The organism is Ferdinandcohnia jepli, assembly GCF_047246645.1.
Lineage (GTDB): Bacteria > Bacillota > Bacilli > Bacillales > Bacillaceae_L > Ferdinandcohnia.
In genome coordinates this window covers 197366-221824 of the sequence record NZ_JBFOKR010000008.1, presented here as the reverse complement: position 1 = coordinate 221824, position 24459 = coordinate 197366, and the positions used below count along the sequence as shown (strand labels likewise).

General features: G+C 35.9%; 25 protein-coding genes and 1 pseudogene. 21 read left to right on the top strand and 5 right to left on the bottom strand.

Going from position 1 to position 24459, the window contains the following annotated elements; genetic code table 11:
- Positions 1 to 108 precede the first annotated feature (108 nt).
- Positions 109 to 1248 carry a PQQ-dependent sugar dehydrogenase gene (locus tag AB3M96_RS10610; RefSeq protein WP_412967577.1) on the bottom strand — a complete coding sequence of 380 codons (1140 nt, stop codon included), beginning with the start codon at positions 1246 to 1248 and terminating at the stop codon, positions 109 to 111.
- A gap of 517 nt (positions 1249 to 1765) precedes the next feature.
- On the opposite strand from AB3M96_RS10610, the gene AB3M96_RS10605 reads away from it, so the two are divergent.
- From AB3M96_RS10605 to AB3M96_RS10595, 3 genes are all read left to right on the top strand, one after another.
- Entirely contained in the window at positions 1766 to 1924 is a 159-nt protein-coding gene (locus AB3M96_RS10605; protein WP_412967576.1) for a CxxH/CxxC protein, read from the top strand.
- 93 nt (positions 1925 to 2017) lie between these two features.
- Positions 2018 to 2497, top strand: coding sequence for a 23S rRNA (pseudouridine(1915)-N(3))-methyltransferase RlmH (rlmH, locus tag AB3M96_RS10600; RefSeq protein ID WP_412967575.1), 480 nt, complete (start codon positions 2018 to 2020; stop codon positions 2495 to 2497).
- A 135-nt stretch (positions 2498 to 2632) separates the two neighbouring features.
- Positions 2633 to 3826 (top strand): class I SAM-dependent rRNA methyltransferase, encoded by a 1194-nt coding sequence (locus AB3M96_RS10595; protein WP_412967574.1) that lies wholly within the window; start codon positions 2633 to 2635, stop codon positions 3824 to 3826.
- Between the two features lie 185 nt (positions 3827 to 4011).
- Here the strand turns inward: AB3M96_RS10595 and AB3M96_RS10590 are convergent, their stop codons facing one another.
- Positions 4012 to 4389 carry a VOC family protein gene (locus AB3M96_RS10590; protein WP_412967573.1) on the bottom strand — a complete coding sequence of 126 codons (378 nt, stop codon included), beginning with the start codon at positions 4387 to 4389 and terminating at the stop codon, positions 4012 to 4014.
- A 51-nt stretch (positions 4390 to 4440) separates the two neighbouring features.
- Positions 4441 to 4791 (bottom strand): annotated as a pseudogene (locus AB3M96_RS10585) (helix-turn-helix transcriptional regulator); the annotation flags it as partial.
- 227 nt (positions 4792 to 5018) lie between these two features.
- Here AB3M96_RS10585 and AB3M96_RS10580 point away from each other — a divergent pair.
- The 5 genes from AB3M96_RS10580 (at position 5019) to AB3M96_RS10560 (ending at position 9245) form a co-directional block, all read left to right on the top strand.
- On the top strand, positions 5019 to 5723 hold the full coding sequence (locus tag AB3M96_RS10580; RefSeq protein ID WP_412967572.1) for a toxin regulator: 705 nt from the start codon (positions 5019 to 5021) through the stop codon (positions 5721 to 5723).
- Positions 5724 to 6334: 611 nt separating this feature from the next.
- Positions 6335 to 7369 carry a LacI family DNA-binding transcriptional regulator gene (locus AB3M96_RS10575; RefSeq protein WP_412967571.1) on the top strand — a complete coding sequence of 345 codons (1035 nt, stop codon included), beginning with the start codon at positions 6335 to 6337 and terminating at the stop codon, positions 7367 to 7369.
- Between the two features lie 32 nt (positions 7370 to 7401).
- Positions 7402 to 7857: a VOC family protein gene (locus AB3M96_RS10570; protein WP_412967570.1), complete on the top strand. Its 456-nt coding sequence runs from the start codon at positions 7402 to 7404 to the stop codon at positions 7855 to 7857.
- Between the two features lie 12 nt (positions 7858 to 7869).
- Entirely contained in the window at positions 7870 to 8574 is a 705-nt protein-coding gene (locus AB3M96_RS10565) for an SDR family oxidoreductase (RefSeq protein WP_412967569.1), read from the top strand.
- 17 nt (positions 8575 to 8591) lie between these two features.
- Positions 8592 to 9245, top strand: a complete 654-nt coding sequence (locus AB3M96_RS10560; protein ID WP_412967568.1) for a ThuA domain-containing protein — start codon at positions 8592 to 8594, stop codon at positions 9243 to 9245.
- Positions 9246 to 9317: 72 nt separating this feature from the next.
- On the opposite strand, the gene AB3M96_RS10555 is transcribed toward AB3M96_RS10560, so the two are convergent.
- Positions 9318 to 10106, bottom strand: a complete 789-nt coding sequence (locus AB3M96_RS10555; RefSeq protein WP_412967567.1) for a 3D domain-containing protein — start codon at positions 10104 to 10106, stop codon at positions 9318 to 9320.
- 436 nt (positions 10107 to 10542) lie between these two features.
- Between AB3M96_RS10555 and AB3M96_RS10550 the strand changes: the two genes are divergently transcribed.
- From AB3M96_RS10550 to AB3M96_RS10540, 3 genes are all read left to right on the top strand, one after another.
- Positions 10543 to 11775 carry an endo-1,4-beta-xylanase gene (locus AB3M96_RS10550; protein ID WP_412967566.1) on the top strand — a complete coding sequence of 411 codons (1233 nt, stop codon included), beginning with the start codon at positions 10543 to 10545 and terminating at the stop codon, positions 11773 to 11775.
- Between the two features lie 97 nt (positions 11776 to 11872).
- Entirely contained in the window at positions 11873 to 13291 is a 1419-nt protein-coding gene (locus AB3M96_RS10545; protein WP_412967565.1) for a family 43 glycosylhydrolase, read from the top strand.
- 262 nt (positions 13292 to 13553) lie between these two features.
- A complete protein-coding gene (locus AB3M96_RS10540) occupies positions 13554 to 14051 on the top strand; it encodes an LURP-one-related/scramblase family protein (RefSeq protein ID WP_412967564.1) in 498 nt (165 codons plus the stop codon).
- Between the two features lie 131 nt (positions 14052 to 14182).
- On the opposite strand, the gene rluF is transcribed toward AB3M96_RS10540, so the two are convergent.
- The gene (gene rluF / locus AB3M96_RS10535; protein ID WP_412967563.1) at positions 14183 to 14890 is read right to left on the bottom strand and encodes a 23S rRNA pseudouridine(2604) synthase RluF; all 708 of its coding nucleotides are present in this window, start codon (positions 14888 to 14890) and stop codon (positions 14183 to 14185) included.
- Positions 14891 to 15233: 343 nt separating this feature from the next.
- On the opposite strand from rluF, the gene AB3M96_RS10530 reads away from it, so the two are divergent.
- The 10 genes from AB3M96_RS10530 to AB3M96_RS10485 all read left to right on the top strand — a co-directional run bounded on the left by AB3M96_RS10530 (position 15234) and on the right by AB3M96_RS10485 (position 24454).
- Positions 15234 to 15623 carry a hypothetical protein gene (locus AB3M96_RS10530; protein WP_412967562.1) on the top strand — a complete coding sequence of 130 codons (390 nt, stop codon included), beginning with the start codon at positions 15234 to 15236 and terminating at the stop codon, positions 15621 to 15623.
- 275 nt (positions 15624 to 15898) lie between these two features.
- Positions 15899 to 16648, top strand: a complete 750-nt coding sequence (locus AB3M96_RS10525) for a methionine ABC transporter ATP-binding protein (RefSeq protein ID WP_412967561.1) — start codon at positions 15899 to 15901, stop codon at positions 16646 to 16648.
- Positions 16641 to 17303: a methionine ABC transporter permease gene (locus AB3M96_RS10520; protein WP_412967560.1), complete on the top strand. Its 663-nt coding sequence runs from the start codon at positions 16641 to 16643 to the stop codon at positions 17301 to 17303. Before AB3M96_RS10525 ends, AB3M96_RS10520 begins: the two co-directional genes overlap by 8 nt.
- A gap of 19 nt (positions 17304 to 17322) precedes the next feature.
- Entirely contained in the window at positions 17323 to 18153 is an 831-nt protein-coding gene (locus AB3M96_RS10515; protein ID WP_412967559.1) for a MetQ/NlpA family ABC transporter substrate-binding protein, read from the top strand.
- A gap of 407 nt (positions 18154 to 18560) precedes the next feature.
- Positions 18561 to 19733 (top strand): Alp7A family actin-like protein, encoded by a 1173-nt coding sequence (locus AB3M96_RS10510; RefSeq protein WP_412967558.1) that lies wholly within the window; start codon positions 18561 to 18563, stop codon positions 19731 to 19733.
- An 18-nt stretch (positions 19734 to 19751) separates the two neighbouring features.
- On the top strand, positions 19752 to 20321 hold the full coding sequence (locus AB3M96_RS10505) for a hypothetical protein (protein WP_412967557.1): 570 nt from the start codon (positions 19752 to 19754) through the stop codon (positions 20319 to 20321).
- Between the two features lie 218 nt (positions 20322 to 20539).
- Positions 20540 to 21496, top strand: coding sequence for a cell division protein FtsZ (gene ftsZ, locus AB3M96_RS10500; RefSeq protein WP_412967556.1), 957 nt, complete (start codon positions 20540 to 20542; stop codon positions 21494 to 21496).
- Positions 21497 to 21800: 304 nt separating this feature from the next.
- Positions 21801 to 23321 carry a malate:quinone oxidoreductase gene (locus tag AB3M96_RS10495; protein WP_412967555.1) on the top strand — a complete coding sequence of 507 codons (1521 nt, stop codon included), beginning with the start codon at positions 21801 to 21803 and terminating at the stop codon, positions 23319 to 23321.
- A gap of 184 nt (positions 23322 to 23505) precedes the next feature.
- Positions 23506 to 23844, top strand: coding sequence for a zinc ribbon domain-containing protein YjdM (locus AB3M96_RS10490; RefSeq protein WP_412967554.1), 339 nt, complete (start codon positions 23506 to 23508; stop codon positions 23842 to 23844).
- Positions 23845 to 23989: 145 nt separating this feature from the next.
- Positions 23990 to 24454: a PadR family transcriptional regulator gene (locus tag AB3M96_RS10485; protein WP_412967553.1), complete on the top strand. Its 465-nt coding sequence runs from the start codon at positions 23990 to 23992 to the stop codon at positions 24452 to 24454.
- The last annotated feature ends 5 nt before the right edge of the window (positions 24455 to 24459 follow it).

Genomic DNA, 24459 nt, shown 5'->3' with positions numbered 1-24459 from the left:
TGTACTTTAAATTATACAAAAAATACCCTATAGAAAGAGCACTTTTTTTAAGTGTCTATTCTATAGGGTACATTTTAGTTTGAGCGATTTCTTTTTTTTATATTAGCTTTAGTTAGTTGATGCTTTTTCTGTTAAAGAGATTTGAAGTAAGCGATCATCTTTTTCGTTTGGATTACCACGACTATCATGGTTGTTAGTAATCGTAAATAGCTCATCTCTTTCAATCATTACATCTCTTAGTCTTCCTGCATCCCCAAAAAAGTCGTTCATTTTTGAAGTTGCAATATCATACGTAAAGATTTTCTTACCGGCTAACGAAGCTATGAATAGTTTTCCGTCTTTGAAAGCCATGCCAGACGGTGCCCATGTGCTGTCGCCTGAATGGAGAAGTGGTTTCACCATGTTATCTTTTTCCTCGTCACCTTGAATGGTTGGCCATCCATAGTTTTTACCTGCTTCAATAAGGTTAATTTCATCATGTCCAGACTCTCCATGTTCTGAACTATAAAGTTTACCTTTATTATCCCAGGCTAACCCCTGCGGGTTCCGGTGTCCAAAAGAGTAAATATAGGAATTATTATAAGGGTTGTCTTTAGGGATATCGCCATCTAGTTCCATTCTTAAGATTTTACCAGCTAGATTCTTAAGACTTTGTGCGTTTTCTCCTTTTCCAGTATCACCTGTGGTCGCATATAGCATTCCATCTGGACCAACTAGAATTCGACCGCCATTATTTATTTCTCCACCTGGGATTCCATCCACGAGGACAGCTTCTTCGTTCCACTTATTGTCATCAAGTTTTAATGAGACAATTCGATTTAGCGTTTTACCATCTTTTTGATATGTGTGATAGGCAAAAGCCATCTTAGATGTATCAAAATCTGGAGCCAACGTAAATCCAAGAAATCCGCCTTCTCCCTCTTGATGAATGTCTTCAGAAACAGTAACATCCTGAACTTCGACTAATCCAAATTCTCCATCAATCTGAATGACTGATCCTTCACGTTGACTCAGGAAAAAGGAACTTCCGCTTTTGTTAATTGTCCAAGGAATATACAAATGATTGGCATTAATACTACCATCATCAGCAGCAACTACTTCTACTGCCTCCTTAGAGACCTCGTCTGCATCATTCTGATAGAGTCCCTTATTATCTTCTACGGTTGTATCGTCATTAGAAAATAAGGAAAAACTCACTCCTGCAATTAAGATAACTCCAAGTAAAATAAGATATGTTGACTTCTTCAATAAACATACACCTCTAATTCATTTCAATTTTCTTCAATATTGTAGACCAATTTCTGACAATTTAAACTTTTAGTAAAAAATCTTTTTTTAGGTTGTGCTGTTTGCTGTTGTTTATATGTTGATTGAAGTGGAAGATATGAGACTCTTTGCGGAAATGCGTTTCAAGGGAGACCCTCCATGAGCAAAGTGACAGAGAGGCTTTCTGGCCAGGGCGGAAAGAGGCCATCTACTGCTGAAAGTACTAGCGTTTAACAGTGCCCATTTATAAAAGTTAAACAGTAAATCACCGTCATTAAGATCCGAGGTTAATATCAAAAATGGTGATGAGAAAAGCGTAATAGTAGGATTAAAAAGAGGTGTCAGGAGATTTTGGGTATAGCTATTAATATTTAATAAACTTTTGAATAAAAGGGGAGAAACGGGTAAGATAATAAAGAATTTATTCGTTGTGGATAAATAGATGAATTATTAGAGTAGTAAAAAATAGCGTTTCTAGTCGAATTACGGAGGAATTAAAATGATTAAATGTTGTGAAGAACATATTGATTTAGCCCTTGATATGATTGTGGATGAACACGAATCTGCACCAATAATGACGAAGATTGAAGACGACGAAAAGTTATCAACAACCTGTGAATTTTGTCAAAATAAGGCTGTATATATAGTAGGGAACTAGTATTCGCATACAAGATGTGGATAGAAAATGTGGATATGTGGATAACTTTTGTGGATAAAGTGTTTGTAAAATGTGAGTGAAGTGGGGATAAAATTGAACATCACAATTATTACGGTTGGAAAACTGAAAGAAAAATATTTAATTCAGGGGATAAATGAATATTTAAAACGTTTAACGTCATATGCAAAGGTCGAGGTTGTTGAATTAGCAGATGAAAAAGCTCCAGAGAACATGAGTGATTCAGAGATGGAGCAAGTTAAACAAAAAGAGGGAGACCGTATATTATCAAAGTTATCCGATGATACACATGTAATTGCTCTTGCTATCGAAGGAAAAATGAAGTCCTCTGAACAGCTCGCAGCAGACATAGAAAGGCTAGGCACCTATGGAAAAAGTAAGATTGCGTTTGTTATTGGTGGATCATTGGGGTTGAGTAATGACGTAATGAAGCGGGCAAATGACACACTTTCCTTCTCAAAAATGACGTTTCCTCATCAGTTGATGAGATTGATATTGGTAGAGCAGATTTATAGGGCATTTCGGATTAATAGGGGAGAACCGTACCATAAATAGTTTTGTTTTTTTGCTAAAGGGAAAAAGGAGTTATTCGAATATCACTCATTGTGCTGTCAATTATATGAATGAGTGGTTTACATTTGCTTAAACAAAATCATAGAAAAAAATAGACTTTAAACATGGATGGTGTATATGCAGACAGAAGGTATATTAAAGGTGAAGTCGAAATTTGAGAAATCCTATCAAACTGGTTATCCCCTTATTCTTAAAGAAGCAATTTATAACATGGAAAGCTTAACAAAAGAGGGTATGATAGTCCAACTTGTCGATGAAAAAGACAAATATATCGGAAAAGGTTATTACGGGAAACAAAATAAAGGCTATGGCTGGATTCTAACTCATAAGGAAAATGAAAAGATTGATCAATCATTTTTTGAAAGAAAAATAAAAACTGCTTTCGAAAAAAGAAAAGAATTATTTAGTAGTGAACAAACAAATGCCTTCCGGGTCTTCAACGCTGAAGGAGACGGAATTGGCGGATTAACGATTGATTATTTTGATGGGTATTATTTAATTAATTGGTACAGTGAAGGAATCTTTGCATTTAAAAATTACGTAGTTGATTCACTGAGAAATTTAGTAGAATATGAGGGCATCTACCAAAAAAAGCGCTATGACACTGGTGGAAAATATATCGAAGAAGATGGATTTGTAGATGGAAATAGAGGTCAGTTTCCGATAATAGTAAAAGAAAATGGTGTACGCATAGCTGTATACTTGAACGAGGGGGCAATGGTCGGTGTCTTCCTCGATCAGCGCGATGTAAGAAAAACCATTTTTGATAAGTATGCAAAGGGTAAAACAGTATTGAACACATTTTCCTATACCGGGGTATTTTCTGTATTCGCTGCATTAGGTGGAGCCACTAAGACAACGAGTGTTGATCTTGCGAATCGGAGTCTGAGCAAGACAATGGAGCAGTTTAGTATTAATGATATAGACTTTGAGGCCCAAGATATTATCGTAGAGGATGTATTTCAATATTTTAAATATGCTGTAAGGAAAAGGAAAATGTTTGACCTCGTTATTCTGGATCCTCCAAGTTTTGCTAGGTCAAAAAAATACACCTTTAGTGCTGCTAAGGATTATAAAAACTTACTAAAAGAGGCTATTCTCATCACTGAAAAAAATGGGGTAATTGTTGCTTCGACAAATAGTGCGAACTTTGATATGAAAAAATTCAAAACATTTATTGATCAGGCATGTAAGGAATCAAATGTAAAATATAGTATAAAAGAGGAGTTTTCCCTGCCTTCTGACTTTGCGACAATAAAGTCATACAAAGAAGGAAACTATTTAAAAGTAGTGTTTATCCAAAAGCACTAAAAGTATAGTGAGTAGAAAACAGAAAAAAGTGTTTTGATAGTTAAATGGAAACCGAATTTAAATGTGTTACGGAGAACGTATCACAAATAGGGTAAAACAGATGGAAGAAGTAATTATGGATAAAAGGGCTAATTTAGATTGAAGGAGACCGTTTATGTGATTTAGACGGTCTCTGTTTGGTTTACTTAAACTTGTACTTCACTCATCAATGCATGAGTATTATCTTCTGTATCTTTAAAAAATACCATCCATGTTTCTGTTTGTCCCATTTTTGCTACAACATGCGGGACATCGATAAAAGTGACATCTTTACCTACTAAGTGCTCAAAAGTATCTTTAATATTAGTTACTTGAAAATAAATAACTGAACTTGAATGGGTGAATTCATCTTTTTCAGGTAGTGATAATAGTAGCCGTAATCCATCGCATTCAAAAAATGCCATACTATCTGTGTTAAATAATAGAGTGAGTCCTAGTTTCTCTTTATAAAAATCTAGTGCCCTATTTATGTCTTTTACAGGTATTCCAATTTGTCCAACTTTCTGAACTATTGTCGTTTCCATTATCCATTTCTCCCTTCAAATATCTATTCAATATAAGCATAAAAAATTTCTCTAATATTTCTTATCCAATATCACCTTTTTTCGATATTCTATAGGAGATATACCAACATGTTGTTTAAACATTTTACTAAAGGATACTGGGTTTTGAAATCCAAGTATAAAGGTTATATCAGTCATATTTTTATCTGCCTTTGATAATAGTTGCTTTGCTTTTTGTATTCTAAATTCAGAAATATGCTGATGAGGGGTTCTACCATATATTTGATAGTAAGTTCTTAATAAATGGTTAGGTGATAAAAAAGCGACCCTAGCAATTTCATTTAGTTTTATAGGTTTATCAAAAAAGGATCTTATATAATCATGTGCAATACTTACCCTTCTAAATAACTCTTCACGTGTTGCATATACTTTTTCTAATAAATGCCGAACCACATAGGGTGGTATAATTTTTGAGTCGGCTGAACTTAGTTGAAAGCTAAGTTCATTTTCTTTTTTCTAAGTCATGCTGTAAAGCGGTTTATGTCATTATAATGCAAATCTGTCAATTAATTTTCAGAACCGGGTAATTTCGCCTAGTTCTTTTTTTATGTTATACTAAAATAATAAACTATAAAAAAGGGGAAAAGGGTATGGAAAAAGTAGTAGGATTTGCAAAGAAACGATGGAAGTATATTTTAGTAGCGATTGTTGCTCTTATTATTGGTTCTACAGGGGGGCCATCTCAAAGTGATGTAGACGCAGCTGTAGAAAAGAGTGATAAATTAAATAAACAAGTAGATGAACTTAAAGCGAAAAACATGGAATCGGAAACAAAGATTACCGAACTGGAAGCAAAAGTAAAAGAAGCGGAGCCATTCTTTAAATTACAAGAAGAAGAACGCATAGCTAAAGAAGCGGAAGCAAAAGCTGCTGAAGAAAAGCGTCTAGCTGAGGAAAAAGCGAAAAAAGAAGCAGAGGAAGCAGCTAAAGCAAAAGCCGAAGCGGAAGAAAAAGCAAAAGCGGAAGCAAAAGCTAAACAAGGATATGAGACTGGTGTTACTTATGACCAACTAGCAAGAACTCCAGATGATTATATGTTTGAAAAGGTAAAGTTTAAAGGCAAAGTGGTTCAAGTTATGGAAGGGGATGGAATGACCCAAATTCGTTTAGCTGTGAATGATAATTACGATACGATTTTGTTTGGTGAATATGATTCCTCTGTTGTTAGCTCAAGAATTTTAGAAGATGATGTCATTACAATTTACGGTACTTCTACAGGATTAATCACATATGAATCAACAATGGGTGGAAATATCTCCATACCAGGTGTTTTAATTGAAAAAATTGACCAATAAAAATTTGAGACCAAGGTGCTATTTACCTTGGTCTTTTTGTGTACATTTCATAGAGTTTTGTTAATTATATAACCAAAGATGTAATAAAGAAAAATATAATGCAGTTAAGTGAGAAATATCGTTCGATCGAACAAGTGAATTATTCGGACAAATTAAAGGATTATTCCTCACCTTAGGATGTAATATTTAGTGTTATGTGAATAGAAAAAGGGCATTGGTAAAACCAATTTACCAATTTCCTTTTTTGCGGCTAAATAACCAAGGTGACCGTAACATAAGTGAGCGAGGCTTTTTATCATGAATGGAGTTAGACAGCTTTGGCATGAGTCCACTAGTGTACCTGACTTTGAGATAGTCAAAAATTATTGACAGAAAAAAATAGTAGGATTATAGTGGTTTTAAGTAAAAGTGTAAACGCTTTAATGAAGGATATCCTAGACTATAAATTTTTTTGAACAATTGTAAACACGTGTTCACAACAAAAAATCACAACATAAACAATATATCATTCTCAACAGAAACTAAATTAATAATTCCTAATAATGATAAATTCCATTTACAATATTTTTTCACTATCAATGAACACGTGTTCACGAAAGGAGGGTTTGATATTGAAAGAAATAAACAGCACAGAAATTGCGAAGTTAGCGGGCGTTTCCAGAAGTACTGTTAGCAGGGTAATCAATAATTATCCAAATGTGCCCGAGAAAACAAGGGAAAAAGTATTGAAAGTAATTAAAGAAAATAACTATTACCCTAATCTATTTGGTCAGGTCTTAGCGGGAAGGAAGACCGGAACCATTGTACTAATTACAATTGATGACGGAATCATATCAAATGACGCCATTCACACTTACTTAATTACTCGTGTAATAGAGACTGCAGCAAATTACGGATATTATGTTTTAACCATGGTTATTAGAGATCGTAACTCTCAAACATCGAAAGATAAAATTAAAGAAGTTTTTCATCAAAGGAGAGTCGATGGTGGAATTGTAATAGGCGTAAACAAAACAGAAGAGTTTGTTGAAGAGTTAGTAAAAGAAGGCTTTATTTTAGGGGTATTAGATCAGGAGCCAACTCCAAGATGTGAGTCTAATCGAATAACTTACCAATTCCCAAATAAACAAGCAGCTTCCATTGCAACAGAGTATTTAGTTCGTTTAAATCATAAAAACATAGGTATTATCAATGGGAATATAAACAGGTTAGCCGGTATCCAAAGATATGATGGTTTTGCAGAGGTCATGAAGAAATATGACTTAATTATTAGACCAGAATGGGTTCTACCTGGTGATTTCAATCAACAAAGTGGCTACTATGCGATGTTACATCTATTAGCAAGTGGAACAGAGTTACCCACTGCATTTTTTGCTGCAAACGATAGTATTGCTCTAGGTGCAATCAAGGCATTAAAGGAGTTTTCTCTTTCTATACCTGAAGATCTATCAATCATTGGTGTTGACAATCATTTATTGAGTGCCTATAGTACGCCTGCACTCACAACAGTAAAGGTAGATTTTGAGGAAATTATTGAGTCTCTAACAGTTCATGTGATTAAAGCGATAACAGGTGAAAAAGTCAATAATGTATCTAAATTGGATTTGGAGTTACAAATAAGGGATTCTTGTAGATTAATTAATTAATAATAAAGTAGGAAAACAGGGAGGATAATAAGATGAGTAACAGTGTATTAGGAACAAATGTGGTGGCACAAGTTGGTATTATCGTGAAGGATATTGAAAAAACATCTCAGGCATTTGCTGATTTCTTTGGAATGGAAAAGCCGCCAGCAAATCCAACAGATCCACTGGAAAAGGCACAAACTAGCTATAAAGGTGAACCAACAGAAGCCCGTGCAAAATTAGCATTCTTTGATATGGGGTCTTTACAGCTTGAATTAATTGAGCCTGATGAACAACCTAGTACGTGGAGAGAATTTTTAGATACACATGGGGAAGGAGTTCACCATATCGCCTTTGTAGTAAAAGATATGAAAGGAACAGTTGCAAAGTTGGAATCAAGAAACATGCCTTTAGTGCAAAAAGGCGAATACACTGGCGGAAGATATGCCTATATGGATACTTTTGGCGATCTAAAGGTGATTCTTGAATTGTTGGAAAATGACAACTAAGGAGGAGAAGTCATGAAATATTTCATTACAGGAGCAAATCGTGGTCTTGGTTTATCTTTAACAAAAGTAAGCTTATTGAATGGAGATACAGTCTTTGCTGGAGTAAGAGGGACAGAAGAAGCAAAGATAAAAGAATTACTTGAGCTAAAAGAAACTCATAACGGAAACTTGCAAATAATCGATATCGATGTTCAAAGTGAGGAATCAGTCCTTTCAGCTTTGACTCAAGTAAAGGAACAAACGGACAGCCTTGATGTTTTAATAAACAATGCTGCCATTTTAAATGAAAGAGGTAAATCAATCGAAGAGCTTGATATTGAAGCTTGCAGGCTTGCCTTAGATATCAACGTTTTAGGACCTATTCGTGTCGTTAAGCACTTTCTTCCTTTATTGGAGAAGGGAGAGAATCAGTCAATACTTAATATTTCATCGGAATCAGGCAGTTTAACCAATTCCTATAGCGGTGATTATCCATACGGCATATCTAAGGCTGCCTTAAATATGTTATCAGAAAAACTTAATTGTTACTTACAGGATCAAGATATCCAAGTTTTATCGATTCATCCTGGGTGGATGAAAACGGACATGGGTGGTGAAAATGCTCCACTTTATCCAAATGATACTGCAAAAGGCATCATTGAGTTAGCGGAGCGTAAGAAAAAAATAACAAGTCAGTATGTGTTTGTTGATTATAATGGTGATCCAATGGAAATTTAAAAGGAGATGCATATTGAATGGGCGTAACCATCACTGCTATTTTAGGAGATTACTATCATAAAGCAGAGCTTTCTAGAGAAGCATTAGAAAACGCTGTACAACAGCTAGGAAATGAAATCAAAATCCAATATAGTACTCCCGATAAGTTGCTTAATGACTTAACAGAAAAACCGGATGCGTTTATCTTATTTGCAGAAAACCGTTTGAATCCACAGGACACAACGGTTGTTACGTGGATGAATAACGAGACAGCAGCAGCCATAAATGAATACGTAGAAAACGGTGGTGGATGGCTGGCATGGCACTCAGGGATGGCCAGTTACGAAAATGTGGAAGGATATATCTCAATGCTGCGAGGCTACTTTACATACCATCCTGAAAAGCATCAAATCGTTGAATACAAAGCTACACCAGAATCATCGTATATTGTAGAGGATGATACATTCTCATTCCCTGATGAACATTACTTTGTAGAATGTGATAAAGAAAACACAAATGTACTCCTAACGTCCAGTTCAGTTGATGGTGAATCTATAGGTGGCTGGGCCCATGATTATGGGGCAGGGAGAGTAGTATGTCTTTGTCCGGCTCATCTGGAGGAGGGACTATTACATCCAGCTTTTCAAAAAATACTAGCTAATTCTCTTAGATGGTGCTCTATAAAAGAATAATATACACTCTTAAAAAATACCCTACAAACTATATTACTTCAAAGTTTGTAGGGTACTTTTAGTTAGATTGAGTTAGTCTAAAATTGTTACCTTTACTTGCTTTACACCAAAATTGATTGCATCTTGTTTAGATGGAATAAAGACATCAATTTTATTTCCTTTAATGGCTCCGCCGGTATCTCCTGAAATAGCTTCTCCGTAGCCTTCTACATAGACTTTACTGCCAAGAGGAATAACAGACGGGTCAACTGAGATAACCTTTGCTTCTGGGTTTTCTAACAAATTTATGCCAGTTGACGTAATTCCCGAACATCCTTCACATGTAGCTGTATAGGCTGTAGCTGTTACAACGATTTCTTTTGAACTTGCTTTGCTAGTTGTTGCGGGTGTGACAGTAGAAATACTTTCCTCTTCCTTTTTAACAACAGGTTCTTCATCTGAACTTTCTTTAGTTGTATCTGCAACAGACTGTACCGGTGTTTCTTCAATACTTTTAGTAGGTTTTATACCTTCAAAGATTAATAGATTTAATCCGGGATGGATAAGGTCAGAATGTAACTCGTTCCATTCTTTTATTTGTGAAACAGAGATTTGATGAGCTCTTGCTATGTCCCATAATGTATCACCTTTTTTAACTGTATATTGTTTTTGTGATGCTACTGTAAGTTTATCTCCAGGGTGTATTAAGTCTGTTGATAGTTGATTCAGAATTTTGATATTTTTTACTGAAATATTATTTGTTTGTGATAGATCCCAAAGTGTATCACCTTTATGTACTGTAATTGTTGAGGCTTGTACATTAGCACATACGGTTACTGAAAGTACTGTACCTGCTAAAATAGATACCATTTTCTTGAGCATTCTTTTATCCTCCTTGTACCTTGGTTCTAATTTTAAATAATCGTAACATAGATTTTTTGTAGAAAAAGAACAGGGAGGTATTAATTTGGTTACATCTATTGATCTTATATTGCAAAAGTATTTCTAAAATAAAATAATAGGCTGAAGTTAGTAAAGCTTGTAAAAAAACTAGTATTCTTGTCTTTTCCAAATCCTAGTTTTTCATTCTATCACTCATCAGAAGGTTTCTTGCACTGCCAACTTCTATTAATTGTTCATTCCAGGATTTAAAATCATCTAGAATATAGCAACCAGATTAAAACAACTTTATTTTTTAAAACATAATGTTTAATTTGCTTTGTATGATTGTTAAATACAGCTTGATAGAATTTACATAACAGGTGCGTAAGCGCTTTCTTAAGCTATTAGAAACAGTTATGAAAATGGAGGTAATAGAATGAGACTAACTAATGATTTGGAACACCGAATGACTAGCAAGACAATTAAACTGGTAGATACTTTTGGGAGTCCTGTTTCAGGAAAGAAAATAGAATTTAAGCAGACCAATCATAAGTTCTTATTTGGCTGCGGCATTTTTGATGTAATTGATGTTGCAAACAAAAATGTACCTGCAGACAGACTTGCCTTTCAGGAAGAAAAACTTGATAAGTTTCTAGATGTATTTAACTCTGCTACACTGCCTTTCTATTGGGGGATGTTTGAGCCTGAAAAAGGAAAACCACGTACAAAAGAATTAAAGGCGGCAGCTCAGTGGTTAAAGGAGAGAAATGTAACCGTAAAAGGACATCCGCTTTGCTGGCATACGATAACTGCACCTTGGCTTCTTGATATGAGCAATGAAGAAATCCTTAAAGCACAGTTTGATAGAATTGAACGTGATGTATCAGACTTTAAAGGGTTCATTGATATGTGGGATGTAATCAATGAAGTTGTGATTATGCCGATTTTTGACAAGTATGATAATGGCATTACAAGAATCAGTAAAGACCTTGGCCGTGTTGGCATTATTAAAGAAATGTTTGCAAAAACACGTGAATTCAATCCAAATGCGACTCTATTATTAAATGACTTTAATACATCTATTAACTATGAGATCTTGATTGATGGATGCTTAAACGCAGGGATCCAAATTGATGCTATTGGTATTCAGTCACATCAACATCAAGGATATTGGGGGCGTGAAAAGTTAGAGGAAGTATTAGACCGTTTCTCTCATTTCGGACTTCCAATTCACTTTACAGAAAACACATTGACATCTGGACATATAATGCCGCCTGAAATTGAGGATTTAAATGATTATCAGATTCCAGAGTGGGCATCTACACCAGAATTCGAAGAACGTCAGGCAAAAGAAGTAGAAGAAATGTATTCTATTTTGTTTAAACATCCTCTTGTAGAAGCAATTACGACTTGGTCCTTCAGTGATGATGGTGCATGGCTTGGAGCTCCTGCTGGATTTGTCAGAAAGGATAATAGTCCGAAACCATCTTATGAGGTTTTAAAGAAACTAATCAAAGGTGACTGGTCTACAAATGTTACTTCTAAAACTGATGAAAACGGAATGGTATCATTTGAAGGATTCCTTGGTGATTATGACCTTTTATGTGATGGTAAAAAGGTAAACTTTAAATTAGATAAAAATGATGAAACAGTACAGTTTGTAATTTAAAACAACAAGGCTATTCCAGGTTTAGCGGAATAGCTTTGTTTTTATAGAAGCTGTTTGGTGAAATTTTGACCAAATTTAATAAAGGAGATGAACATTTATGACAAGAAAGCAAGGTTTAAATCCTTATCTTCCATCTTGGGAATACATTCCGGATGGAGAACCGCATGTTTTTAATGATAGAGTTTATGTATATGGTTCTCATGACAGCTTTAACGGACATGTATTCTGTTTAAATGATTATGTATGCTGGTCAGCGCCTGTTGAGGATATGGCTGATTGGCAGTATGAAGGAATCATTTACAAAAAAACGGATGACCCACTTAATCCAGATGGAAGGATGTGTCTTTATGCACCAGATGTAACGGTTGGTCCGGATGGCCGTTACTATCTTTACTATGTTCTTGATAAGGTTTCAATTGTGTCAGTGGCAGTTTGCGATACACCAGCAGGCAAGTATGAATTTTACGGTTACGTACGTTATGCTGATGGAGCACGACTTGGAGAAAGAGAGGGTGACCAGCCTCAGTTTGATCCAGGAGTTATGACGGAGGGCGAGAATACTTACCTCTATACAGGTTTTTGTGGGGTAGGTGACAAGTCGAGAAAAGGTGCAATGGCGACGGTATTAGGACCGGATATGCTGACGATTGTAGAAGAACCTGTATTTATCGCACCTAGCGAGCCTTATAGCAAAGGAAGCGGGTACGAAGGGCATGAATTTTTTGAGGCACCTTCCATGAGAAAAAAGGGCGATACTTATTATTTCATTTACTCCTCCGTAGTCATGCATGAACTTTGTTATGCTACAAGCAAATTCCCCACAAAAGATTTTGTCTTTCAAGGGGTAATAGTAAGCAACAATGACCTTCATATAAATTCGTATAAACCTGACAATCAACCTATGTATTACGGTGGGAATAACCATGGAAGTATGGTTGAAGTTAACGGCAAATGGTATATCTTTTACCACAGACATACCAATGGAACAAGTTATAGTCGACAAGGCTGTATTGAACTTATTGATATTCAGGATGATGGAACGATATCTCAAATAGAGATGACGTCATGTGGTCCTAATGGGGGACCGTTAGTCGGACGCGGAGAATACCCTGCTTACATCGCATGCAATCTATTCTGTAAAGATGAGGAAATGTATTCAGGGACATTCGGTGCGTGGATGGACGGGAGATATCCGAAGATTACCCAGGAAGGAAAAGATGGGGACGAAGAAATAGGTTATATCGCCAATATGCAGGATTCTGCTACGGCCGGATTTAAATATTTTGATTGTAAAGGAATTCAAAAAGTGAAAATCAAGGTTCGCGGGTATTGTCGTGGAAACTTTGAGGTAAAAACATCTTGGGATGGACCGGCTTATGGACAAATTCCGGTTGATTTTACTAATGTATGGACAGAGTATTACGCAGATATTATCATCCCCGATGGCATTCAAGCATTATATTTTACTTTTACCGGCATGGGAAATGCCAGTTTGGCATCTTTTACATTGGAGTGAGAGTTAAAAAATGGGTTGGGGTATAATGACTAAAAGTAATGTTAGAGGTGCAACGGCTACTAAAGTAGATGAAGGTAAATTCTAACAATAATAGGTGTTCCTATCGTATATATTTTAAAAGGTATATTACCGTCTAGGTTATATACCTTTTTCTATTTAGAAGGTAATATGAGGACAAATGTTGAAGATATATAATGAAATCAGTTTTAGCCAAAATTGGGTAATCTAAAACGATCCTATATTGGTATAAGGGGAGGACTGTATGAAGCAACTTTATATAAAACAGAAGGTATTCAGCCTTAGTGGTAAATTTACGGTAAAAGATCAGCAGGAGAAAGATATATACTATGTCGAAGGAAGCTTCATGAAGATCCCAAAGACTTTCTCCATTATGAATATACAAAGAGAAGAAGTAGCACTCATTACAAAAAAAGTATTCAGCTTTTTACCTACATTTTATGTTGAAGTAAAAGGTCGTGGTGTTGTGATAATAAAGAAGGAGATGTCTTTTCTGAAGGCACGCTATTCGATTGAAGCGGCAGGACTTGAAGTGCGTGGTAATTGGTGGGATATGGATTTTCAAGTATTAAGGAATGGCAATATTGTAGGTATGGTGAGCAAGGAGTGGTTCACTTGGGGCGATAGCTATAAGGTCCAAATAGTGGACGAAGAGATGGAAACGGTCATTATTTCGCTCGTTGTAGCAATTGATTGTGTAAAGGCTGACCAGGCTGCCGCGTCTTCCAACAACATAACATGAGAATAAAAAATTTGAATTGTGTTGGTTAACCATTCAAAAGTAACTAATAATTCTATGAATATCTTCCTTAATGCTTCTTTCTATATAAAGAAGCATTAAGGTTTACTATAATGGTATTTCTTACTTAACATCTACCATTCTTTTGGCTCATAGTTTAAGTCTCTAAATAATTGAGTTTTCTCTTTCTTAGATAAATCTCTCCATTGTCCAGGTGGAAGGTTTCCTAAGTGTATATTCATAATTCGGATTCTTTGCAGTCGGAAAACGTCGTATCCCAGTTCTGCACACATGCGACGTATTTGGCGATTTAGTCCCTGAGTTAAAATGATACGAAAATCAAATTTTGATAATTGTTCTACCTTACAGGGAAGTGTTTTTGTACCTAATATTTTTACACCCTCTGACATCTTCTTTAAAAATTCAGGAGTTATCGGTTTGTCTACTGAAACGATATATTCTTTTTCATGCTGATTTTCAGCCCGCAGAATTTCATTAACAATGTCTCCATCGTTTGTTAGAAGCAATAAGCCCTCTGAATCTTTATCCAGTCGCCCTATATTAAATATTCGTAAAGGGTGGTTGACCAAATCAATGACATTCCCCTTTACCCCTTTTTCAGTGGTACTCGTAATACCTACTGGTTTGTTTAAGGCAATGTATACATAATTCCTTGCTACTCGGATTGGATTTCCATCTACTCGTACGTCATCCCCAGGTTCTACTCTACTACCTATAGTCACACGTTTACCATTAATGGTAACTCTCCCATCGGCAATTAATTTATCAGCACCTCGTCTGGATGCTTTACCAGATTCACTTATATATTTATTAACACGCATGTTGCCACATCCTTAATCAGGGGATTGTTTTAATAGACTAACTATACTTTATTTTAAGGATGAATCACAAACTTTTATTCAATTATGGAGGATAAAAGTTAGGTTCAAAAGGAGCAATATTTTTCAGCAGCAGCAAGAGATACTTTTTATAGAAAAATCCTCAATATAAAATTTTTTAGGTAAGAGTAAAGTATGGAATAAATTAAATACCACAACAATATTATTCTTTAAAGGTGTTCTTTATAAAAAGGTATGTCAGTTAATTGGCCTACCTGTTAAGTAAATACAGTCTAAATATGAGACTTACCCTATTTTTTAAAATAGGTATGAGGAGGTGATTGAAGTGAAGTTTTTGCAAACAAAGGCTTGGTTTCTATTGCTTCTCATACAAATTCTAATGCTTATTATAAGTATTTCAGGTGAAAACGGACCAGTAGGTGAAGGTTCAGTTTTACATGCATATCTATCAGATGATCAAACAGAAATTGGGATTGAATTAAAGCTACGTGGATCCTTAGTGATAGGTATGACATTGTTTGGTCTTGCAATTATTTTAAATGCATATCGTAAAGGACTTCGGTGGTCCTGGTATGTGTGTTGGGTATATCCCTTATTCTTTTTGCTTCATATAATCGGCTTTGGTACATTCATGCCTGATATTATTTTTTTACTACTATCTTTAGCAGCATTATTATTACCTTATAAAATCTTCTTTAATAATACTAAAAGGTAAATTCAATTCATCTCACATCCAAGTAATTTAGCTTACCCCCTACCAAAAAGGTTGGGGGTAAGCATATTCCCCCAAAATAGCAGATAGCATTGTTAAGTTGGACAGAATGTAGGAAAGTTGTAGCACCATACCTCTTAGAATATGAAGATAGATGGCCACAAATTTATTTCATTTTTCGGTGAGAAAGATTTCTCTAAAATGACAACCTTCCCATAGTAAGCTATAATTAGATGCGTTGTAACTACACCCTTCAGTGAATAGAAAGGGGTTTTTTTATGATTACATTACATCGTGTTTCTAAAGCTTTTTCGCAGTTCCAGGCTATTAAATCTGTATCTCTGACGATAAATAAAGGTGAAATCCATGGAGTAATCGGTGCGAGTGGAGCGGGAAAATCTACTTTACTGCGGATGATAAATTTATTGGAAATACCAGATGAGGGTAAAGTCGAAGTGAATGGGCAGTTTTTAACAGATTTAAACAGTAAAGAACTTCGACAGGCAAGGCAAACAATTGGGATGATCTTTCAACATTTTAATTTAGTGGCAAATAAAACAGTTTTCGATAATGTTGCTGTTCCGTTAGAGTTAGCAAAAATGTCAAAGACAAAACGCCATAGTAGAGTTGTGGAATGTCTTCAATTTGTTGGATTAGAGAGCTTACAAAATAAATATCCAACTCAATTAAGCGGGGGACAAAAGCAGCGCGTGGCAATCGCAAGGGCATTAGCGAATTATCCTCAAGTTTTGTTATGTGATGAGCCAACCTCCTCTCTTGACCCGAATACAACAGCTGAAATTCTACGTGTATTACAAAACATTAATAAAAGCCTAGGGGTAACAATTGTGATTGTTAGTCATGAGATGGAAGTCGTTAAAAGTATATGTAATCGCGTAACGATCATGGCAGATGGACAAGTCTATGAAACAATAGCAATTGAACCAAAGGGGATTCAAACTTTAAATAATAGTCCAGCATGGTTTGTAGAACAGCTAACAAAGGAAAGTGATAGCACAAATGCCTGAGATTTTAGTTCAATATGAAGCAGAGATTTGGAAAGCAATCATAGAAACCTTTATAATGGTTGGGGTTTCAATTTTAGCTGCAGTCTTAATTGGACTTCCAGTCGGGATCATACTGTATCTTAGCAGGCAAGGCCAGTTGCTTGAGAACCAGTTTGTATTTTCTTCACTAAATTTACTAGTTAATACAATCCGATCCTTTCCGTTTTTGCTATTAGTAGTGTTTTTAATTCCATTTACTAGATTACTCATAGGAACTGCCATTGGAACAGCTGCTGCAACTGTTCCATTATCGATAATAGCAATTGCTCACTATTCACGCTTAGTTGAACAATCGTTATTGGATGTACCAAAAGGTGTAATGGAGGCTGCTATTTCCATGGGTGCTTCTGTTAAGGAAATTATCTTTAAGTTTCTTTTAGTTGAGGCTCGCTCCGGACTTGTTCTAGGATTAACAACGTCGATTATTAGTTTTATATCTTATTCGACAATAATGGGAGTGGTCGGAGGCGGTGGGATAGGAGACTTTGCGATTCGGTATGGTTATCAGCAATTCAAAACTGACTTAATGATGTATATGATTATTATTATGATTATACTAGTGCAGCTAATTCAATTTACAGGTACTACTGTATCGAGGATTATTGATAAAAGATAAACAACAGGGGGAAAACATAATGAAAAAACTATTAATTTTATTGGCATTATTTCTTTTCACTTTAGCTGGATGTGGCCAAGAGAATGAAAAAAGTGAGAATGAAACTAAACAAAAGACAGAAAAAGAAGAAGTAACACTAAAAGTGGCGTCTTTAATTCCACCAATGACTGATATTGTCGAGATTGCAAAAACAAAACTAGCAGAGGAAGGAATTAACATTGAGTTAGTAGTACTTGGTGATAATGTACAGCCAAATAGTGCCCTTGCTGCAGGTGAAGTTGATGCGAACTTCTTCCAACACGTTCCATATATGGAGGAGTTCAATCGCAATAATGATGCAGATCTAGTTCCGATAGTACCTGTCTATTTTGCGAACTATGGTGTGTATTCAAAAGAATTCAATGCGATCGATGAATTACCTGAAGGTGCTGTTATTGCAATTGCAAATGATGTTTCTAATATTGACCGTTCATTGTCGTTGTTAGCTCAACACGGTGTAATTACGTTAGAGGAAAAAACAGGACCATACTATACACAAGCAAATATTATTGATAACCCTAAAGGATACAAATTTGAAGAAGTAGATTTGTTAATGTTAGCGAGAATGTATGATGATGCAGATGCAGTCGTTATGACACCTGCGTATGCAGCACCACTTGGATTAACACCTAAAAGTGACGCTCTATTAACTGAAGGCGTTGAAAATGACTTTGCAATTACTTTAGTGGCCCGTGAAGATAATGCTGACTCAGAAGCAATTCAAAAATTAGCTGAAGTTATGACAAGTCCAGATGTACGCAAATTCCTAGAAGAAAATTATGATGAAACGGCTATTCCTGCTTTCGAGTAATAGCTAAAAAAGGTAAGTGAACCGTACCCAGAGAGGTGCGGTTTTTTTCTATTTTTGAGGTTGTAAAAAAGAATTCACCAAATAGCTGGAGATCTTATTTTTACATAAAAGGAGTGTATACAATTATGTTTACCTGTTTACAATCAGTAAACAAATCGTATACAAATGCGTGTACATGTAAACAAACATGTATACATCCTTTAAACACGAGATGTATACGAAAATGTTAGCGTTGTTTACAAAAATGTATGCAAAAAGTGATAGTTTACAAGAAGTTTACAGTTATATTTCTTTTCAGTTCAGCGCATTGTGGAATCTATAAATCTCTTATAACGTTAAATGTAATAACACTAATTTTACAGATCTACCATTTTAAAATAAATCTATTAAAAGGAATGATCCACAATATGTCTAAGTCTAGAATTGCTGCTGTAGATGTCGGAAATGACTCAATCAAGGCTATTTTTGGAGAAGTGGAGTATGAACTAAATATTCCCAATATCGTAGCAAGAGATACAGAAGATCGACCGGTTATTGGAATTGAAGAATTAGATACGAAAGATCCCCTGGATGGGATTCATATTAAGGTACACTCCCCTGCATTAAAAGAAAATAATGCAATCTACCGAGTTGGAAACTTAGCAACGAAGACTAATAATGCAACCGAGCTAGATCCAGGCAGTTCAAAATCAGAAGAGGATCAAACCCTGGTAATGCTTTTTGCAACATTGGCTCTAGATGCTGTTAAAGAGGAGAATGCAGAACTCTTCTCGCGAGCAAAAAACGTAATCGATGCAAACTATACGCTTGGAACGGGACTACCACTTCGAGAAGTAAAGGAAGGAAAGGATGCGGGCTACCGTTCAAAACTGGTTGGTTCAGTCCACCAAGTAGAGTTTCTTGTAACACCCCGATATCAAGGGATAAAGGTAAATATTAAATTTAATGAAGTAAAAATATATCCCGAAGGATTTGCTGCATTTATTAATCTTGTCATGGATAATCAACTGAAAATTATAAACAAAAATTTGATAGATAAAAGAATAGTCATTCAAGATATTGGAGGCTTATCTACTGATATAGCAGTAATTAAGAACCGAAATGTCGACGATGACAAGGCGCAGGGATTTAATCTTGGAGTGTCAGAGGCTTTAGAAGCTATACGTGAAGAAATTCGTTCAAAGTATGGGGTAGAGTTAGATAGCCGTCGAGACGTAGTCGAAATTATCACACGAAAAAATGACCGAAACCATATTATGGTTAAAGGTAGTAGGACAAGCGTCCATGATATAACAGATCGCATTTTACTGGAACTTGCGAAAAAACAATATCGTTTATTACGAAACACGTGGCAAAGAAACTCCCAAACAGAAATCTGTTACTTTGTTGGCGGAGGAGCAAATGTGTTAAAGGAATATATTAAAACAATTAATAATAGTTTAGATGGCTATAATATTGAATTCTTTGAAGATGAGAAAGAGAGCATTTGGATGATGGCCAATGCTTATTATAAATTGATTACTGATTATGTAAGGAGAACGGAAAAGTCAAAGGCAGTTCCTGAACCTGCGAAAAAATGAAATTAGGTGACATGTTAAATGAATCAGGTAAAAAGAGGTCAAGCCATTTCATTCCGTATTCCTTCTGATACTCCAGATCATCTAGTAAAACAGCTGCAAAAGCTAAAAGAAACAGAGAGAAGGAATTTTTCTAGTAAAATCGCAGATTTTGTTCTGCAAGGAGTTAGCAGTTCTTTTTCAAGGGAGCGGGAGACAATAACAATCCCTCTTCCGCACAAGCTAAGTAAAACACAGCGGAATTGGTTAAAGCATGAGCACTCTGAAGCATTGCTTGGCAGTATCATTTATCAACTTTTAAATGACCCAGTTCGTGCTACTGCCTTGCTAGCTTCCTTAAACAGTAACTCCTTGGATATAAATGAAGCATTGTACTTACAGGAAAAAGAAGAAAAGGACGTATTCCTCGAACAGCCTACTACAAAAAGTTCTCAAAAAGAAACTGCCGTTACGCAGGAAATTGATGACTTAGAAATGTTTGAGTGGAATCGTAATAATCAAGAGGACCCCAAAAATATAAAAGAAAATGATGAATCAGAGAACGACCTTGATAGTCTTTTAGGCGATTTTCTTTCAAAAATGAATAAATAGCAGGAGAATAACAAGCCTTTGAGTTCAGATGAAAATTATTCATCATCATTACCGTGGAAATATTATTGTAGGCACATTGATGATGGTAACCGATATTTCAGGATGATAGGGCTGGCATTCATCTTGCCCAAAAAAAGATAGAGACTTCGAATAGGTATAGTAGGAACTTCTAAATTTTATAAATAATTTAGGATTCGCGGAGTTAGGAGGAAACAACTTTGTTTGAGTTTGATACAGATTTTGATCAATTTGCGAGAATAAAAGTCATCGGTGTTGGTGGCGGCGGAAATAATGCGGTAAATCGGATGATCGAGGCTGGATTAGAAGGTGTAGAATTTATTGCTGTCAATACAGATGGACAAGCGCTTAACCAATCTAAAGCAGATGTTACTATCCAAATTGGAGCATCTTTAACAAGGGGATTAGGAGCAGGCGCAAACCCTGAGATAGGAAAAAGAGCTGCCGAAGAAAGTGAACGCGAAATTGAAGAATTGATAAAAGGAACGGATATGGTTTTTGTTACCGCAGGTATGGGCGGTGGTACAGGAACAGGAGCAGCACCTGAAATAGCAAGGATTGCTAGGAAACTAGGAATCCTAACTGTTGGAGTTGTAACCCGTCCTTTTAAATTTGAAGGCCGGAAAAGAGCAACAAATGCAGAAGCTGGAATCAATGCAATGCAGGAAGCGGTGGATACGCTCATTATTATTCCAAATGAGCGTTTACTGCAGATTGTAGATAAAAAAACTCCAATGCTGGAAGCATTCCGAGAGGCAGATAATGTCTTACGAAGAGGTGTCCAGGGTATATCCGATTTAATTGCTGTCCCAGGATTAATAAACCTTGATTTTGCCGATGTGAAAACGGTCATGTCTCACAAGGGGACTGCCATCATGGGAATTGGTATCTCAAATGGAGAAGGACGTGCTGCTGATGCTGCACATAAAGCAATAAATAGTCCTTTACTTGAAACATCAATTAGTGGTGCAAGAGGAGTCATTATGAACATTACAGGAGGTCGCAATTTAAGTCTCTTTGAAGTACAAGAAGCGGCTGATATTGTTTCCTCAACGACGCATGAGGATTTAAACATGATATTTGGTTCAGTAATTAATGAGAACTTAAAGGATGAAATTATCGTAACTGTTATTGCTACTGGGTTTAATGAACAGTAATAAAGCTCTGAACTTGGTTCCAAAGCCTTTGATATCCAAATAAACGGATGATAAGGCTTTGGTTTTACTTATTTTTATGACCTTTTGCAGAGTTTATGACTTTTTTACTATCGGAAAATAGTTTATAATAATCAGATAATAGTAGATATTTTAATCTATAAATAATTATAATAGACTATGATATAGTTATAGTTAAAGACAGAAAAGTGTGTACCTGGCTGTGCCTTGCTTTTTAATGACATATGGGCAGGAGCGCCTACTCTTTTTTGCCAATTTGCCAATAAAGGGGATAAGGAAGGTTATCATGAGCAGCATACAGAAAAATACAGACGTTATCTTAATTGGTGCCGGAGTCATGAGTGCGACTTTGGGATCTTTACTAAAAGAATTAGTACCTGAATGGGAAATCAAAGTATTTGAGAAACTTGCAAGTCCAGGGGAAGAAAGCTCTAATGAGTGGAATAATGCAGGTACGGGACATGCAGCCCTTTGTGAGCTTAACTATACATCCGAAAAACCAGACGGATCTATAGATATTAGCAAGGCAATAAAAATTAATGAGCAATTTCAACTTTCAAGACAATTTTGGTCCTACCTCGTAGAACATAACCTGATTACTAATCCACAGGATTTTATTATGCCAATCCCACACATGAGTTTGGTACAGGGAGAAGAGAACGTAGAATTTTTGCGAAAGCGATTTAAAGCGCTATCAAAGAACCCTTTGTTTCAAGGCATGGAATACTCAGAAGAGCCTGGAAAATTAGAGGAATGGGTACCACTAATTATGGATGGCCGCACATCAAATGAACCAATCGCTGCAACAAAAGTCGACTATGGAACTGATGTTAACTTTGGTGCATTAACGCGAATGTTATTTGATCACTTGGAAAGTAAAAACGTTGAGCTCAATTACAAACATAGTGTTGAGGATATTAAACGAACAAGTGAGGGTAATTGGAAATTAAAAGTAAAGAATCTTGTAAGCGGTAAAACTGAGAATCATACAGCAAAATTTGTCTTTATTGGTGGCGGAGGTGGTAGCCTACCACTACTTCAAAAAACAGGTATACCGGAATCAAAACATATAGGTGGATTCCCAGTAAGCGGGTTGTTCATGGTGTGTAACAATCCGGAAGTTGTAGAACAGCATCATGCAAAAGTGTATGGAAAAGCAAAAGTGGGTGCGCCTCCAATGTCTGTTCCACATCTTGATACAAGATATATCGACAACAGAAAGTCTCTGCTGTTTGGACCATTTGCTGGTTTCTCACCAAAGTTTTTAAAAACGGGTTCAAACCTTGACTTATTAGCTTCTGTAAAGCCGGATAATGTGCTTACGATGTTAGCTGCCGGTGTTAAAGAAATGTCTTTAACTAAATATCTCATCCAACAAGTGTTGCTTTCTAATGAAAAGCGTATGGAAGAATTACGTGAATTCATACCAAATGCAAAAAGTGAAGATTGGGATATAGTAGTAGCTGGTCAACGCGTACAGGTAATCAAAGATACTGATGCTGGAAAAGGCACACTACAATTCGGAACAGAAGTGGTTAGTGCGGCGGACGGATCGGTGGCTGCATTACTTGGTGCTTCTCCTGGTGCATCTACTGCAGTTCACGTTATGCTTGAAGTATTAAATAAGTGTTTTCCACAACATATAAACGAGTGGGAGCCAAAAATAAAAGAAATGATTCCATCTTACGGGGTGTCGCTGGTTGAAAATCCAGAGTTATTCAAAAAAATTCACACCTCAACAGCAGAGACACTAGGTTTAATCGGAAAAGAACCGGTAGTTAGTGAAAAAGAGTTGGTTTTTAGTTAATTCTTTAAAATAGTAAGAGTGAAATATAGGACCTTTGATCCTTATATGGGTTAAAGGTTCTTTTTTATGAAGATAATGATTTTATAAAAATGTAATTTTGAGATAATAGATAAATACAAAATTTTACTCTGCTGTCGTTGATGGTTAAGAGGGTAATAGAATAATAAAGGAGGAACTACTAAATATGAGTAATTTACCAAGCTGTCCAAAGTGTAACTCTGAATATACCTATGAGGATGGAGCACTCTTCGTTTGTCCAATGTGCGGAAATGAGTGGAGCTCAGAATCTGATAATGGGAACGCTGAGGATACACTTTTTAAAGATGCTAATAGGAATATACTACAAGACGGAGACACTGTAACAGTGATTAAAGACCTTAAGGTAAAAGGAAGTTCTTCTGTTTTAAAACAAGGGACGAAAGTAAAAAATATTCGTCTAGTTGATGGAGATCATAATATTGATTGTAAAATCGAAGGTTTTGGAGCAATGAAGCTAAAATCTGAATTTGTAAAAAAGATTTAATGCTTCTAAATTAAGTGTTTTAGATAGTAAAAGGATTTGCCGTTCAGGGCAAATCCTATTTTTGTGAGAAAGTATTACGATTGTAAATTACCGATATATCGATTAAAATAAACGATATAAAATGTGAGAGTTAAGGAGGAAAAAATTGAAACGACGAAGAGGGTTTGTTCAAATTGCAATACTGCATTTGTTAGAGGAAGATTTCATGCATGGTTACCAAATCATGAAAGAGTTAGAAGAACGGTCAAATGGTGCTTACTCGGCGAGCGCTGGTACTGTATATCCTGCGCTACAGGAACTGGCAGATCAAAATCTTATCGATGTTGATGATAAATCGGGAAAAAAAGTCTATTCAATCAATGATATTGGGAAAAAGCGTCTTGAAGAAGTAGCCAAACATAAAGATGGCGACTTTTGGAATGAATGGAAAGAAAGAATGATCTGGAAAAACTCTGCGGAATCAATACAATTGACTGTGGCAATGGAACGCTGGGAAAAAGAAGTTAGAAAGTCTATGAAACTAGCACGTAAGAATCCGGGGAGTGTAATTGAGTTAATAACTCTTATCGATGAGATGACTGAACGACTACAAAAGAAGAACAATACATAAGGGGA